This window comes from Nitrososphaerales archaeon (assembly GCA_032906765.1).
GTDB lineage: Archaea > Thermoproteota > Nitrososphaeria > Nitrososphaerales > Gagatemarchaeaceae > DASPPF01.
In genome coordinates this window covers 42,154-56,924 of sequence record JAJTZB010000006.1, presented here as the reverse complement: position 1 = coordinate 56,924, position 14,771 = coordinate 42,154, and the positions used below count along the sequence as shown (strand labels likewise).

Here is a 14,771-nt window from a genome sequence, read left to right as displayed (position 1 = left end):
GCGAAGGGGACCTACGAGAAAGACCCGTCTATCATCTTCACTTCTACCTTGAACTTCTCCAGGCTCAGTTTGGCGCCGCATTTCTTGCACTTGTATCCGTACACCTTGAGCACGTCGTTCGGGGACCTGAGGTCGAAGCCCGAATACAATGTGCTCCCGCAGGACAAGCATGCTATCTCGTAGGTCATTGGCCCGAGGGCGCAGACCGCGTTAGAAAAGCGTATTCACGGCCGAGAGTCTAGGCCGCGTACCCGAGACTCCTGAGGTACACGCACTCGTCAGCAGGAATCGCGAACTTCGCGGAAGGGTACTCTGCGTCTTTCAGGAGCCTCTTGTTAACACCCCTGACAAGAACCATCGGTGTGGCTTCGTCTGATTCGCCCATCAAGACTTGAGCCGCGGAGCTGAGGTCGTCGGCTATCGCCTGGGACGTCACCCTCAGGATGTTACCGAACAGGTCGCTCTTCCCTCTCAGGTCCAGTATGGCTTCCAGACCGGAGCTCGCGATGGCCACTCCCGTCGTGCCTCGCCTCATCGGCATGAGCCTGCTGTCGCACACAACCACAGCCACGTCTACACCCATGGAGAACTTGACGCCTTGCCTTATCCGGAGAGCAAGCACCTCTGGTTTCCTCGGGTAGAGGACGACCTTCCCGTGCCCGATGTTCGACTTGTCTATCCCGGCGTTCGGCGTCAGCAGACCGTCCTTGATTGTGAGCAGGAAGCCAGGGACGCCCCCCACCACAGTATCAGACTCCCTAATCACGAGCTCGCAGAGCCTCGGGTCCATGCGGTACGCGGCCGCGAGGTTCCTCGCCTTGGCACCCGGGGCGACGTCGCGGAGCCTGACGACCCTTCCCTCTGAGATGGCCAGGAACTTGCTCGAGATGACCAGCACGTCGCCCCGCCGCAGCTTCTTCCGCAACCGCCCCTCAATCAACCCGACCACGTCGAACCTCTCTGAGACGCGCTTGGCGTGCACCGGAGCGAGCGTGAGCAACGGACGCGCCAGTTCCCTCGCTGGCTTAAAACAATTCGAGCGGGAACTCCACCAGATGAATCCGGTGGATGAGAGCGAGCTTGGTTCTTATATCATGAAAGCGTCTTTCGTCCCTTGAAGGATGATCGTCACATACAGGTTCAGGCTGTATCCAAACAAGACACAAGCCCATTTGATGGAGCAGACCTTGGAGACCTGCAGGCGGCTCTACAACGACCTCCTCGCCGAAAGGAATGAAGACGGCACAGGATTCTACGACCTGCAACATTCCCTCGTTGAAAGGAAGGGCGCCAGCAAGTATCTGAGGGCTGTCCACTCCCAGGTCCTCCAGGACGTGAATATCAGGCTCGACAAGGCCTTCCAGGCGTTCTTTGCTGGCCTTGCGAGGCATCCAAGGTTCAAGCGCAGCGGGAGGTACAACTCATTCACATATACGCAGCCAGGAGGGTTCAAGATCATCGGCGACCGCCTCAAACTCTCAAGGATAGGTTCTGTGAAGATCAAACTTCACAGGGAGATCATAGGCACTCCAAGGAGGTGCGCTATCATCAGGGACATTGACCGGTGGTACGTCTGCGTGATGGTTGAGCAACCCGAACTCGGACAACCTCCAAGCCCCAAGCCTGCAATAGGCGTGGACCTTGGAGTGCTCAGAGTTGCAACATTGAGCGACGGCACGCGATTCGATAACCCTCGCTGCCTGAAGACAGCAGAGAGCAGTGTCAAGAAGCTTCAGCGAAGCCTCTCAAGGAAGCACAAAGGTTCTCACAGCAGGGAAAAGGCCAGGATGCTTCTAGCAAAGGCGCACCGCCACATCAGGAACCAGCGAAGGGACTACGCCCACAATGTCTCTCGTCACCTGGCCTACAACTATTCAACCATCGTCTTCGAAGACTTGAAGATTCCGAACATGGTGAGGAACCACAATCTGGCATCGGCAATAATGGATGCCTCTTGGGGCCAACCGCGCCAACTAACTGCCTACAAGGCAGAAAGGCGTGGTGGACGAGTAATACTCGTCGACCCAAGTGGGACATCGCAGATATGCTCCGGGTGCGCGGAGACGGTTCCCAAGGACCTGTCCGTGCGGGTTCATGCGTGCCCGAACTGCGGTCTCGTCGTTGACAGGGACGAGAACGCGGCACGGAACATACTCAAGCGGGGCCTGGAACGGGCCCCTGCGGAGGAGCGGCCTCTACTTGTCCAACGAACGAGGATAAGCAAGTTCTCTCCTGTGAAGCAAGAAGCCAATGGTTTTAACCAGTGGTAGTTCACAATAGAATCTGTTGCCGGTTCGCGCACGTTGAAGAAGACACAGCTCTTCGAATACCACTCGAAGCACGCCAAGCTGACAGAGTTCGCGGGCTACGAGATGCCGCTCTGGTACACGACAATCACCGAAGAGCACATGGCTGTCAGAAACAAGTGTGGTATCTTCGACGTGTCTCACATGGGCCGCTTCTCCGTCCAGGGAAAGGATTCTGGCAGGTTCCTTGAGGGTCTGGTTCCAACCAGCGTCCAGTCACAGCCGGACGCCAAGTCGTTCTACACGCTGCTCTTGAACGAGGCTGCAGGCATAATCGACGACCTCATCATCATGAGGAAGACGGGGACGGACTTCCTAGTCGTGGTCAACGCAGCCAACGCTTCCCGCGACCTCGACCACATCAGGAGGCGCTCTGGGGGATACGACGTCCAGATAGACGACGTGACAGGGAGGACGGCCATGATCGCTGTGCAGGGTCCAGAGGCTGCTGCAGCGCTGCAGCGCCTCACCGCCGTCGACCTGATGGCGTTGAAGAGGTTCAGGAGCATCGATGGCGAAGCGCTTGGCAGGAGGTGCACAATTTCGAGGACTGGCTACACAGGCGAAGACGGTTTCGAAGTCATTGTCTACGACACCACGGTCGACGACCCAGCTGCGGCGGCAGCTGTTTGGGACGCGCTGGCGAAACCCGCGAAGCCATGCGGGCTTGGGGCCAGGGATTCGTTGAGGCTGGAGGCTGGTTTTCCTCTTCACGGGTCGGACATCGATGACAAGACCAACCCGTTCGAGGCAGGCCTCTCGTGGGTCGTCTCGGCAGACAAGACGGGATACGTCGGCTATGACGCAGTCTCAAGGCTGAGGGCGTCTCCCCCAGCCCGGGTTAGGAGGGGCATAGTGCTTGACGAGGGCATCCCGCGCCACGGCTTCGAGGTGCTCGACGCCCAAGGAGGCGTCGCAGGCCAGGTGACGAGCGGGACTTTCTCCCCAGTCCTCCGCAAAGGAATCGCGCTGGCGATGATTAGGAGGGACATCCCCGAATCTTCTGGCGCACGGGTGAGGATAAGGGAGACGAGCTTCCCTGGCCGCTACGTGAAACCGCCATTCTATGACGAAAGCCTCTACGGCTGGAAGAGGGGAAGCAAGAGTAAATAGGTCAAGAAGGAGACACACGACCCCGATGAGACTCGGCGAATACGACGTGCCGGACGACCTAAAATACACGAAAGAGCACGAATGGGCGAAGGCATCCGACGCCTCCGTGCTAATTGGCATCACAGACTATGCGGCCAAGACGCTCAACGACGTCGTCTACGTGACGCTCCCCAAGGTCGGCGACAAAGTGACGCAGTTCAAGACACTTGGCACTGTCGAATCAATCAAAGCAGTGTCCGAGCTCTACTCCCCAATCACGGGGACAGTCACCAGGGTCAACGAGAAACTGAACACCCAGCCCGAACTCGTGAACAAGTCTCCGTACTCCGAGGGGTGGCTCGTCGAGGTCAAGCCCGCCGACGCGGCAAGAGAGCTCAGGAACCTCCTCGACGCCCAGGGATACCATTCATTCTTGGGCACTCTCATCAAAGACGAACAGCACCGTTAAAATAGCCCTTCTGGAAGTTCGCGATTCGTAATTGGACTTGGGGTTGGGGCCGCTCCACCTGAACTTGCGAAGGCCGGCAGTGTCCAGGAGGGCGACGATGACCGCTCTGGTGCTGGCGATAGTGTTCTCCGTGGCAGTGACGATCAGGGCTTACGCAGCGAAGTACGGCTTCTACCTCAACGAGTTTGACCCATACTACGACTACTACGCTGCAAACCACATAGTGACGCTCGCGCAGCAGCACGGTCTCTTCTACGCCCTCTTCAACAACCCGCAAGACTGCGGCACGGCCGTACTGACTTCGTGCCACTCGCTGCAGGGGTACTTCAACTGGCACGACGTCACCACGTGGTTCCCGTACGGCCGCAACGTGGCGGCTAGTTCGCAGGACGGCCTCCAAGTCGGCGGGGCTCTCCTCTACCTCTTGGCGCACAACATCTTCGGCGCCCAAATCTCGCTCTATGACTTTCTCATACTGCTGCCGGTCCTCTTCGGCGCCATCACCTCCGTGCTGTTCTTCTTCCTGGTCAGGAGGATAGCGGGGGACGCAGCCGGGCTCTTCTCCGCCATGATGGTGGCCGTCTCCCCTCCCCTGATACAGAGGGGCAACCTCGGCTGGTTCAAGTCCGAGCCACTCGCGATACTGCTCTTCGTGGCTGCGAGTTACGTGGTGCTCACAGTCTTCGACAAGGAGCGCAGCTTGCGCAGCCGCGTCCTCCGGGGCCTCTCCGCGGGCTTCCTGGCCGGCTACGCCAGCACTGCCTGGGGTGGAGGCGACTACTTCAGCGCGGCTTTCGGCCTGATGTTCCTGCTCCTACCATTCATGAACTTGGACCTCTCCAGCCTGTCGCCTGCGATTATCTCATTCACCGCTGCCGACCTCTTCGCTAGCGCGATCTTCCCGAGGCCGGGGGTTGGCATAGTGACCAACCCTGTCGGGTTGGCCCTCATAGGCGGCACCGTCTTCGTCCTGCTGGCGCAATGGTCGAAGACTTGGGTGAAGCCAGCGGAGTACAGGCGGACGCTCGTCAAGTTCGTCCTTGCCTTCGTACTCGCGGGCCTCGCCGTCATCAGCTTCGGGTTCGTCGGCGGCATATCTGTCAGGTACCTGTCGGTCATCGCGCCGTGGGCCCGCAGCGGCAACGCGCTGGTTCAGTCAGTGGCAGAGCAGAGCTACCCCACCGGCCAGGACTACTTCACATCCTACCTGATGCTGCTTTCCTTCGGTGTCGCCGGGGCGCTCGTCGCCTTCAGGAGGAGGAGCATACCGATGGTCTACGCCTTGATCATAGGCCTGACCGGCCTCTACTTCTCGGCCGCCTTCTCCCGCCTCCTCGTCTACTCCTCCGTCGCCCTCGGCCTGCTCGGGGGAATCGGGTTCGCCGAGCTTGCGTTCGCCCTCGTCAAGCCGAGCACGACTCCCCTGGTGAAGAAGAAGCCGGTCTACACGACCAGGAACGAGATGAAGGTCGTCTTCTCCGTCGCCATGATAGCGCTGATCGCCATCCCTGCGGGCACCTACTGGATTCCAAACCCGATTCAGTGCAGCAGCACCAACTCCTACTTCTGCGACCAGAGCCCCGCCGACTCGGGCGTCAGCCTGGCCAACGGCGCCACCGCCTACTCCAGGTCGCCGTTCAACGACTGGATCCAGACGCTCAACTGGATAAGGCAGGACACGCCGACGAACGCGGTCGTCATCTCGTGGTGGGACTACGGATACTGGATCACTGTGATGGGCAACAGGACGAGCGCCGCAGACAACTCGACGATCAACGGCACCCGCATAGCCCAGATCGGTCGCATGTTCATGTCCAACGCCACGGCTGCCGCAGCCACGGCGAGGAAGATTGCAGGCGACAGGCCGGTCTACGTCCTTCTCTTCATCACTGGAAGCATTCTCCCGACAAGCGCGGGCAGTCAGTATTACATACTCCAGGTGCCGGCCGGGGGCGGCTTCACGGCGGGCGGAGGCGACGAGAGCAAGAAGCAGTGGTTCATAAGAATCGGGGGGCTTAACGAGTCGCAGTACTTGGAGTGCCCGTCGCTCTCGGCGACGTGCACCGGCATCGATGATTACAACCTGACCCCGTTCGCCCTGCAGAACTCGCTCTTCTCCAATCTCCTGCCGTTCAGGTTCTCGGGCTATCTGCAGAGCCAGAGCTCCAGCTCGACGGGCCAGACCCAGATAGTGCTCTCCCCGTCCTACGCCGGCGGGACCGTGGAGGCGTTCTCATACCCTGCCCAGTACCTCTTCGGGACCAACAGCACAGGGCCCTTCAGGCTTGCCTACGCTTCGCCGAGCATGTCGACGCCTTCGGCGTGCCCAGGCAACTCGGGAATAAACTGCTTCAACGCGATTCTTGTTTACCAGGTGACCCACTAGCCTCCTCGTAGGCGAGCGGGCTCCTGTACCTCGCGTACCTGTCATCAGGAGAATAGCGAGCCGGGTGCACTGTGACAGTCGGGCCTCCGCAATGGGGGCACTTCTCGCTCAGCGTGTACCTGCCGCACTCGGCGCACTTCAGCATCATCGACCTCAAGACGGACCGCCGTACTTCCGCGATATCTCGCGCTTGAAGTTGAACACCTCGTGCTTCCCCACTCCGTCCTTGATCTTCTCGAGCACCGCGTCCATCGCCTTCTCGGCCTGCTTGTAGTCGTCCGCAGTTATCCTCACCCTGTACTTCGGAGCACCGGCGTATGTGATCTTGACCTCGGCGGACGCAGAACCCATCGCGCCCTCGAGGGTCTTCTTGATGTGCTCTATCCCTTCAGGACTCCGCGACGACACCTCGACCAGAGCTCCCACCTCGTACCTCGGCGGAATGATCTTCTCCCCGGCCGCCTCTGAGGTTGCCTTCACGACCGTCGGAGGCAGGTCCAGCGAGGCCAGCGCCTTCTCGCCCTTCTTCGATGCCTCCTCGAGAGCCGCATAGAGCGTCCCGAACCCCTCCTCGAGCTTGCTCGTGTAAGACGCCAGGGTCGCGTCGTCCAGGGCGAGCTTCTTCTTCACGACGTTCATTATCGCCAACGCCCTCTCCTCCCTCTTCCACTGAATGACCTTGGCCCTCCTCTCCTCGTTGGTTACCTGCCTGAGAGAGAGGTCGATCTCCTGCCTCTGCCTGTTCGCGCGTATCACCTTCAGCACCAGCCTCTGCTGGGGCTTGGCGACCCGTTCGATGTTCCTCACCCAGCCCGTCGATATCTCTGAGACATGGAGGAACCCGTTCATCCCGCCGTACTGGTCGAGGTTGACGTAGATGCCGTGCGAAGTGAGCTCCCTCACAGTGCAGATTACTATTTCTCCAGGCTCGGGTAACGAACGTTCCATGCAAACATTGCGAAACCAAGGTGGGTGTATATAGTTTAGTGATGGGGCAAGCTCGTTCAAGTGCAAACCGAGGTGGGCAACTGCCTCTTGACGTCAATCAGCTTGGCGATTGGATTTTCGGCTGCTTGAACTGGACCGAAGCCGAGACCCAGCTTGGCAGGATTCGAGTGCGCGGTGTTTAAGTGAGTTTTTCGATTTAGCCAGCGAAGCGTGACGTGCACGTCCTAATCAGGAAAGAGAACGAACACAAGGATTCCTACTCCTGTAAGTCTGCCCCAAATGGGCGCCATAATGCCTATTCTACCTGGGAGCAAGTCGCTGGATACTTTGACGGGGATGGTTCGATAAGCATCTCAGTCACGCGATTTGGTTTCGCAATAGGACTAGCCTTCGCCGATAACTACGAGCCGCTGCTCGAGCACATGGCCTCATTCTTGCAAGAAAGAGGTTTCTTCTCCACCCTCTCCCTGCAAAGAACGAAGGGAAAGAAGTTTTGGCGTCTGAGGGTGAGAAGGAGAGAAGACACAGTAAATATCTTGAACTCGATGTTGCCTTACCTGGACAAGAAGCACGAGGAAGCGCGGGCTGCTGTCGATTATCTGACGACAAGATGGACGGTGCAGAGTTCGCTAAGAGGATAAACGAGCAAGTGAAGATAGGAGAGAGGGTGGGGAAAAGACTACTCCCTGAAGACCTTCGCTTCTTCAAGTCTGAAGGAGCGCTACTTGGGAGGGAGCGGGCAGCGTTGACTAGGAAAAAACACGCACTAATTACGCCAGACGTTGCTGAGAGAATTACGAAGGATTACAAGGAATCTGGCTTATCACAGCGCAATCTAGCCGAAGTCTATGGAGTTTCACAGAGCTATGTTTCACGGATAGTCTCAAGACAACTTCGAGCCTGAGCTCTCTCGCCATAGCCCCTTCATCTAACTGAAAACGCGTTTCTGGAGGTTTCGAGCGCGGTTCAGCCGAGCTTCTTCACGAGCGTGGCTAGGACGACGGCCTTCCCGCCCTTGCTCTCGGCGAGCTTCCTGCCGCAGCCCCTGCAGCCAACGTCCTTGGTTGATGCAGAGAACAGAATCCTCTCCTCGCCGCAGTCTGGGCACTTGACCAGGAGGAACGTGCTCTTCTGCCTCGGAATCGGCTCTCTGCCACGCTTCATTCTGTGATCTCCGCCTTTCTCAGCCTAATCCCCTTCCTCATCAGCTCCTTGTTGCAGTCCTTGCATTTCAATCTTAGAGTCGCTTTTTTCGTGGTCTTGGCTGTTCGTATCAATTCTGGGAACTTTTGCCCGCCATACCCTCTCTTCCTGCCAGCTTGCCTTCGCGCCCCCCACGACCCAGCGCGTTCCTTGCCACGCTTGTAAAGCGAAACCGTATGCAGGGTGTGACGCTTGCAATGTGGGCAAAACGTATTCATTTCCTTTGGAAACTTCATTTCTTCCTCTACCCGAAAGCGATATGCCCCGCCCTTACACACGCTTTTTAAGCTTGGCTCAGCTCTTGCAATTAGCTTTCAATCAGCCCTGCCTCGAAGTTCTTCAACCACCGCAGAGTTCAGGATTAACACATTCAATCCACCCCCCATTCCAATCGTAAGGAATTGAGGTTGAGTTTTTGTACAATCAGTCGCCTTGGCTAATTCGAAGTGATTGGGAGACAGGGGCTTGGAGCGTGGGAGATGATATATCATGACGCGGGGCGTGTCTAAAGAAGATCAGTGGGCAGTTTGTGAAAGGTGCGGGTCGTCGTTTGAACGTAGGGGTCCGCGCCAGAAATACTGCCTCAAATGCAAGCCAATCGCATATCGGGAATACGCGAGAAAGCAGAACATGGAGTACTATCGCAGAAACCCCAAGAAAGTGGCAGAGTCTGTCAAGAGAACACGGGCTAAGCGAATGGATTACTACCGCGAGCAAAGTAGGAAAAATCAGTCAAAGAGGCGAGAAAGAATCAGATCGAGGATACTCAGTCACTATTCAAACGACACTTTCAAGTGTGCTTGTTGCGGCGAAGGAGAGGTCGATTTCCTTACAATCGATCATATCAATGGCAAAGGTTCGAAACACAGGCGGGAGATTTTCGGAGACCCTAGAAGGGCTGGAGGAAACTTCTACCAATGGCTTTCGCATAACGGATTACCTCCTGGCTTCCAAGTCCTCTGTTCCAATTGCAATGTGTCAAAGGGAAAACATGGAGAGTGTGTCCACAAGAAAGTTCCAATTGCATTGGTCACGCCTGAGGAATCGACAGTCGTCGCCCGATAGGGGTGGTTAATTGCCTCCTCCCTTTGAAAGGGATGGAGTCCAGACGCTCGGGAGTATGATGATGTTTGCGAATCCCCTTGGCCGACTATCTCGAAGGTGCAGGAACCAAGGTCTATTCCTTGGTCGCCTCCGCCCCTTTCTCCCCGCTCGACATAGACCTGGGTCTACTTGCCAGAGGCGAGTGGGACGCATCGAGAGACAGATTTCGCCTTTGGTACCTTCCCAAGATTAAGGGGCAGGACGACAGAACTCTCTTCTACGCAACCATACGCAAGCTTGACCAGCAATCCGAAGTCCTCGTTTACATGCACATCGTGCCTGACTTGGAGCTGACCAGCGAGGAAAGAGAGGGCCAACCGAGTTTCACTGTCGGAATACTGAGCAACGACGACGTCAGGGCGAGATCTGTCTTGAGCGTGATTCTGGATTGCCCTCCAATCTTTCACAGGAGAACAGACGTGCGGCTAATCGAACGAAAATGGAGGACCGACCCCGGAGCGGTCATGCGGTTCGCGGCCAACGTCTATTCGACGACTAGGACTGGGGAAGGGGAAAGCGGTGCACCCGTGGGTGCGAAGTTCCAGCTCTCCCCCGACGCACTGACCGAGCTGAAGCGCCATCTCGACAGTTGGTGGGAGGCCGCTCGGGGCGAATCGTCTGAAGAAATGAGCGCGGGCGCGGACAACACTTAAAACCATGATTCCCATCGTACATGTGGGAAATGGAGACCACAGTGGACGAAAGGGGAAGGGTGCTGATACCCCTCGAGCTCAGGCGTGAGCTGGGGCTGGACGAGGGCGTGGTCGTGAATCTCAAGAGGGAGAGGGATGAGATTCTGATCGCCAGAGCCGGACAGGGACGCCGCCCTTGGAAGGAGCTGAACGGCCTCAAGCCGACCAGGACAGCGAAGCCAGAATGGCCAACCCCAGAAGAAATCAAGGGCATCTGGGAATAGACACCAACGTTTTGGTGGCTTAGACGGAGGCCATCCCTCCCACAGGAAGGTCGCATGGTTGGCTAACAGGGGGGTCGCGCTGAACCCCACGATCATACATGAAGCTTATCACACTCTCGTCTTCAAGATGAAGTGGAGGGAGCAGGATGCGGGCGCCGCTCTCTTGGAGGCGTGCTCAGACCCCCGCACCACCTTCTTCAACCAGACACTTAGAACCACGAAGGTAGGGTTGAACTTGGCAGCGACGCACAAACTCGGAGGAAGGGACGCGCTGATCTTGGCAGGCTTCCTGACTGGCGGAGTCAAGGAGTTGCTCACTTTCGACAGGCTGTTGCTCGGGCTCAAGGGAATCGAGTACGGGGGTTCGACCCTGTCCATTAGGGCACCCTGACAATCTCATGGCAGCCTCGACCGAAGCTTTCCGCCCCGCCCATCGTCCTGCTTTCAAGCGTCGCTTGTTGGCAAACAGACTGACCTGCTATCTCGCCCGCAGCGCGTTGAGAATCACAATAACGTCCAGTATCTCTTGCATTACCGCACCCATCGCTGGTTGGACATATCCAAAACTAGCGATAATCATAAGGACGACGCTCGCACCAATGCCGAAGAATATGCTCTGCTTCGCTACCCGGAGCATCCTCTGACCAATCGCAATCCCGTCCGCCACCTTCGTCACGTCGTCGACTAGCAGGACCACGTCGGCTGCCTCGGAAGATATCCCCGTCCCGTGGGCGCCCATCGCAATCCCCACAGTGGCGCTTGCAAGCGCCGGGGCGTCGTTGATTCCGTCGCCGACCATCAACGCTACCCCGTACTCCGTGATCAGCTTCTTCACTTCAGCGACCTTCTGGGCGGGCAGGAGGTTGGCTTCGACCCTGCCGATTCCCGCCTCAAGAGCAATCGTCACCGCGTTCGCCTTGTTGTCTCCCGTCAGCATCACAGTCTGCTCCACGCCGAGTTCGCGGAGGCGGAGCATCATCGCAGGCACCCCGGGCCGCAGCTGGTCGCTGAAGACGACTGCCCCGGCTGGGTGACCGTCGATCGCGACGAACGAGACGAGCTTGCTCTGCGACTGTGCCCTGCGCAGCAGGTCGGCCGCGCTTCCGTCGAATTGCCTCCCGATCTTGGTCTCGCAGAACCCCTGGGAGCCGATTACTACGTGCTCCCCCTCGAAGTCTGCCTCGACACCCTGCCCAGGAGTCTCCCTGAAGTTCGACGGCGACGCCAGCGCGCCGAAAGCCTCCCGCCCTTCGCTTGCGAGCGACTTCGCGACAGGGTGGGACGATAGCTGCTCGACGCTCGCCGTCTTTCGCAGGATCTCGTCCCTGTCTCCGTCGAGGGCGACCACCTCCTCGACGACCGGGTTGCCGTATGTCACCGTGCCCGTCTTGTCGAAGACAACGACGCGCCCCTTCCCGATTTGCTCTATCGCCGCGCCGCTCTTGACTATGATGCTCTCCTTGGCAGCCCTGTTTATCCCACTTATCACCGCCAGTGGTGTCGCGAGTATCAGGGGACATGGTGTCGCGACGACGAGGACGGCGAGCACGGTCGCGACGTTGTACGTCAGGAACCACCCGAACGCGGCGACAGCGAGGGTGAGCGGCGTGAAGACGACGGCGTACCTGTCGGCGAGCCGCTGGATGGGAGGCTTCTCGAGCTGCGCGCGCTTCACTAGCTCGACGATCTTCGCGTACTGGCTCTCGCCCCCCACCTTGGTCGCTGTCATTTCGAACGCATGGCCCACGTTGACGCTTCCGCTGAGCAGCCCCTCCTCCTCACCTTTGGTCCTCGGGAGTGGTTCCCCTGTCAGGGCCGACTCGTCGATTTCTGCAGGCCCGCGCAACACGTTACCATCGACCGGGACGAGGTCGCCGGGGCGGACCACCAAGGCATCGCCGACTTTGACGTCGCCCGCGCTCATCTCCTCGATTGAGCCGTCGGCCTTCTTCCTGTGCGCCACCTTGGGGGCGCGCGCAATCAGCGCGTCTAGAGAGGACGAAGCCCGCCTGAAACCGTAATCGTCCAGCGCCTCCCCGCCCGTCTGCATCAAGACAATAATGACGCCGGCGAACGCCTCATCCGTCAGGACGGCTGTGACGATTGCAAGCATGGCAACGATGTCGGCCGCGAACTTTCCGCGCAGCATCCCTCGCAACGTGGCGTAGACGACCGGGGCACCTCCTACTAGCAGCGCCCCATACCATATCCAATTGGCGTAGCCCGTCAAACCCGGCGCAACCTCCAGCACTCCGCCGCCAAGGAGGCCGACGAGCGCCACGAATGGGAGTGGGTACGCTCTTGCCGCCTCTCCCAGCACCAACGCCAAAGGCCTCCTCTTCTCCATCTGCGACTCGGCCCGAAGCCAAGCTATTGGGGATAAAGGGAAGATGGACGATTACCAGATTTGGGAACCAAGGACCCGAGCGCTAAAGTGGCGTCAGGCGCTCCTCGCCGCTTCGAACTCCTCCCTGAGGACGCCCATCTGCACCCCGTCGTGGAACTTCCCGTTGAAGTAGAGCGTCTCCCGAATCCTTCCTTCGACCTTGAACCCGTTCTTCTCCGCGGAGCGGATCATCGCCAAGTTGTCTCCCTTGGTGAACAGCTCCACCTTGTGCATGTTGTACTGCTCAAACGCTAGGGCAGTCAGGAGCGCCGTCACTTCCGTCCCCACGCCCTTGCCGCGGTGCTTCTTGTCCCCTATCGCAAGCCCGATGTCTGCGGACGTGTGGAAGGGCCTGTACCACCTGATCGACGACCAGCCTATCACATGTCCTGACTTCTTGTCGACTATGGCGAAGGTCCTTCGCGTGGCGCTCTCTCCCTTCAACTCTTCTTCGTACATCTTCTCCAGCGCCTCCATGCTTATTGTGTGGTCGGGGCGGAACCGCGCCCATTCCATCACCTCTTCATCGTTCATCATCTTGTGGAGCAGCTTCAGGTCGCCGCGCTCCAGTCCCCTGAGGAAGACACGTTTCCCTTGAATCAACCGCGCGTCTCGTCGCTCCAAGACACTTAATAGAATTCCTCGGCGGTCGGACGAACCGAAGCGACGACGGGAGACAAGACCACCTGCGCTACTTTACTTAATATGCGTCGCGCCTTTGACCGAGACCCGGTTGCCCGAGTACTTCGACGTGGTGGATGAGGAAGACAACGTAATCGACAGGAGGCCAGGAAGGGAGTGCGTGAAGGAGGGGTTACTCCACAGGGCAATCGCGGCATTCCTCTTCGATTCCAAAGGCGAAGTGTACCTGCAGCGGAGGGCCGACTCGATGCTTTGGTATCCTGGGTCATGGACCATCTCGTGCACCGGCCACGTCTCATCTGGGGAGACATACACAAAAGCCGCCAGAAGAGAGGTCAAGGAGGAGCTAGGCCTCGACTGCGAACTGACGAGCCTGGGCAAAGTTCTTTCTCCCAAATGGAAGTACAGGGGCATCGTCGAGTGGGAGTATCTCTGCATCTTCGAGAGTGTGGTATCAGACCCCATCACACTCAGTGACGAAACGAAGGAGGGGATGTTTCTACCGTTCCCAGAATTCAAAAGGAGGGTGTCAGAAGACCCATTCAGCTTCACTCCAGACACGATTTTGGCATTCGAGCACTACTCAAAGGCGAAAGGAACCAGATAGCACTCGTTCCAGAGTCCAATCGCACGGTGGCGGAACCACGACTCCTCAGCTTGGAACTTTGAAACGACCTACCGGTATGGTTAGCGTGGGGAACTTGCCGAGTAGCTCCTTGTCCTCTGTTATCAGCTTGGAGCCCAAGCGCCGAGTCAGCGCCACATAGCAGGCGTCGTAAACCGTCACATCCCTGCTCAAGCTTATCTGGGCCGACAGCTCCAGCAGCCTTCCCCTCGGCCTCCACACTTCGAATTGGTACTTGCTCAGCGACCTCGACGCCAGGGTGAGGTCCGTCTCACCGAACTGACCGCTGAACCTCAGGGCGTTGACTACCTCGTAGAACAGAAGAGTTGGCACAGCCAACTTCATCCTCCCCGTGGCGAATTCGTCCCTCACCCAGATTGCCAGTTCGGACCCTGGCTCATTGAGGAACCACTTGGCCACTATGGACGAGTCTACTACCCACTCGTTCTTCTTCTCCACCGCTTGATCACTTCCAAGCTGCTCCAGTTCTCTGGCGCAGGCCGCCTGACCCTCTCGTTCAACACAATCGCTTCCGCCATGCTCGGCTGGCCCTCCTCTTCGAGCCTCTGACTGATCATCTCTCTGATGATCTCGCTCCAGTTGCTGTCGGCACGCGACATCTTCTCCTTCAACGACGCAGGCAGGGATATGGTGGTCCTGACAAGCTTCTCCCTTCGTTTCGACATACCAGTAA

Annotated in this window: 19 protein-coding genes; 9 read left to right on the top strand and 10 right to left on the bottom strand. The window is 58.2% G+C overall.

Features of this window, described 5'->3' with window-relative positions:
• Positions 1 to 11: 11 nt before the first annotated feature.
• Positions 12 to 188, bottom strand: a complete 177-nt coding sequence (locus tag LYZ69_07450) for a hypothetical protein (protein MDV3278285.1) — start codon at positions 186 to 188, stop codon at positions 12 to 14.
• A gap of 50 nt (positions 189 to 238) precedes the next feature.
• Positions 239 to 1,000 (bottom strand): coenzyme F420-0:L-glutamate ligase, encoded by a 762-nt coding sequence (cofE, locus tag LYZ69_07445; protein MDV3278284.1) that lies wholly within the window; start codon positions 998 to 1,000, stop codon positions 239 to 241.
• A gap of 121 nt (positions 1,001 to 1,121) precedes the next feature.
• On the opposite strand from cofE, the gene LYZ69_07440 reads away from it, so the two are divergent.
• The 4 genes from LYZ69_07440 to LYZ69_07425 are packed head-to-tail and all read left to right on the top strand — an operon-like array spanning position 1,122 to position 6,253.
• A complete protein-coding gene (locus LYZ69_07440; protein MDV3278283.1) occupies positions 1,122 to 2,270 on the top strand; it encodes a transposase in 1,149 nt (382 codons plus the stop codon).
• Positions 2,271 to 2,303: 33 nt separating this feature from the next.
• Complete coding sequence (gcvT, locus tag LYZ69_07435; protein MDV3278282.1) at positions 2,304 to 3,419, top strand: glycine cleavage system aminomethyltransferase GcvT; 1,116 nt, start codon at positions 2,304 to 2,306, stop codon at positions 3,417 to 3,419.
• Positions 3,420 to 3,444: 25 nt separating this feature from the next.
• Entirely contained in the window at positions 3,445 to 3,867 is a 423-nt protein-coding gene (gcvH, locus tag LYZ69_07430; protein MDV3278281.1) for a glycine cleavage system protein GcvH, read from the top strand.
• A gap of 31 nt (positions 3,868 to 3,898) precedes the next feature.
• The gene (locus tag LYZ69_07425; GenBank protein ID MDV3278280.1) at positions 3,899 to 6,253 is read left to right on the top strand and encodes a glycosyltransferase family 39 protein; all 2,355 of its coding nucleotides are present in this window, start codon (positions 3,899 to 3,901) and stop codon (positions 6,251 to 6,253) included.
• On the opposite strand, the gene LYZ69_07420 is transcribed toward LYZ69_07425, so the two are convergent.
• Both LYZ69_07420 and LYZ69_07415 read right to left on the bottom strand, forming a co-directional pair.
• On the bottom strand, positions 6,219 to 6,398 hold the full coding sequence (locus LYZ69_07420; GenBank protein MDV3278279.1) for an RNA-protein complex protein Nop10: 180 nt from the start codon (positions 6,396 to 6,398) through the stop codon (positions 6,219 to 6,221). The genes LYZ69_07425 and LYZ69_07420 overlap by 35 nt on opposite strands.
• An 8-nt stretch (positions 6,399 to 6,406) precedes the next feature.
• Entirely contained in the window at positions 6,407 to 7,201 is a 795-nt protein-coding gene (locus LYZ69_07415; GenBank protein MDV3278278.1) for a translation initiation factor IF-2 subunit alpha, read from the bottom strand.
• Between the two features lie 493 nt (positions 7,202 to 7,694).
• Here LYZ69_07415 and LYZ69_07410 point away from each other — a divergent pair, with 493 nt between their 5' ends.
• The gene (locus LYZ69_07410) at positions 7,695 to 8,105 is read left to right on the top strand and encodes a helix-turn-helix domain-containing protein (protein MDV3278277.1); all 411 of its coding nucleotides are present in this window, start codon (positions 7,695 to 7,697) and stop codon (positions 8,103 to 8,105) included.
• A gap of 62 nt (positions 8,106 to 8,167) precedes the next feature.
• Here LYZ69_07410 and LYZ69_07405 read toward each other — a convergent pair whose 3' ends face one another.
• Both LYZ69_07405 and LYZ69_07400 read right to left on the bottom strand, forming a co-directional pair.
• Positions 8,168 to 8,365, bottom strand: a complete 198-nt coding sequence (locus LYZ69_07405) for a hypothetical protein (protein ID MDV3278276.1) — start codon at positions 8,363 to 8,365, stop codon at positions 8,168 to 8,170.
• Entirely contained in the window at positions 8,362 to 8,622 is a 261-nt protein-coding gene (locus LYZ69_07400; protein ID MDV3278275.1) for a 50S ribosomal protein L44e, read from the bottom strand. The genes LYZ69_07405 and LYZ69_07400 overlap by 4 nt, the downstream gene beginning before the upstream one ends.
• Before the next feature lie 912 nt (positions 8,623 to 9,534).
• On the opposite strand from LYZ69_07400, the gene LYZ69_07395 reads away from it, so the two are divergent.
• The 3 genes from LYZ69_07395 to LYZ69_07385 are packed head-to-tail and all read left to right on the top strand — an operon-like array spanning position 9,535 to position 10,815.
• Complete coding sequence (locus LYZ69_07395; protein MDV3278274.1) at positions 9,535 to 10,161, top strand: hypothetical protein; 627 nt, start codon at positions 9,535 to 9,537, stop codon at positions 10,159 to 10,161.
• Between the two features lie 29 nt (positions 10,162 to 10,190).
• Positions 10,191 to 10,424 carry an AbrB/MazE/SpoVT family DNA-binding domain-containing protein gene (locus LYZ69_07390; GenBank protein ID MDV3278273.1) on the top strand — a complete coding sequence of 78 codons (234 nt, stop codon included), beginning with the start codon at positions 10,191 to 10,193 and terminating at the stop codon, positions 10,422 to 10,424.
• 58 nt (positions 10,425 to 10,482) lie between these two features.
• Positions 10,483 to 10,815, top strand: coding sequence for a hypothetical protein (locus tag LYZ69_07385; GenBank protein ID MDV3278272.1), 333 nt, complete (start codon positions 10,483 to 10,485; stop codon positions 10,813 to 10,815).
• An 87-nt stretch (positions 10,816 to 10,902) separates the two neighbouring features.
• Here the strand turns inward: LYZ69_07385 and LYZ69_07380 are convergent, their stop codons facing one another.
• Positions 10,903 to 12,771 carry a heavy metal translocating P-type ATPase gene (locus LYZ69_07380; protein ID MDV3278271.1) on the bottom strand — a complete coding sequence of 623 codons (1,869 nt, stop codon included), beginning with the start codon at positions 12,769 to 12,771 and terminating at the stop codon, positions 10,903 to 10,905.
• A gap of 93 nt (positions 12,772 to 12,864) precedes the next feature.
• Entirely contained in the window at positions 12,865 to 13,413 is a 549-nt protein-coding gene (locus LYZ69_07375; GenBank protein ID MDV3278270.1) for a GNAT family N-acetyltransferase, read from the bottom strand.
• Positions 13,414 to 13,543: 130 nt separating this feature from the next.
• On the opposite strand from LYZ69_07375, the gene LYZ69_07370 reads away from it, so the two are divergent.
• Complete coding sequence (locus LYZ69_07370; GenBank protein MDV3278269.1) at positions 13,544 to 14,059, top strand: NUDIX domain-containing protein; 516 nt, start codon at positions 13,544 to 13,546, stop codon at positions 14,057 to 14,059.
• A gap of 45 nt (positions 14,060 to 14,104) precedes the next feature.
• Here the strand turns inward: LYZ69_07370 and LYZ69_07365 are convergent, their stop codons facing one another.
• Both LYZ69_07365 and LYZ69_07360 read right to left on the bottom strand, forming a co-directional pair.
• Entirely contained in the window at positions 14,105 to 14,536 is a 432-nt protein-coding gene (locus LYZ69_07365) for a type II toxin-antitoxin system VapC family toxin (protein ID MDV3278268.1), read from the bottom strand.
• Positions 14,512 to 14,763 (bottom strand): hypothetical protein, encoded by a 252-nt coding sequence (locus LYZ69_07360; GenBank protein ID MDV3278267.1) that lies wholly within the window; start codon positions 14,761 to 14,763, stop codon positions 14,512 to 14,514. Before LYZ69_07360 ends, LYZ69_07365 begins: the two co-directional genes overlap by 25 nt.
• Positions 14,764 to 14,771: the final 8 nt, after the last annotated feature.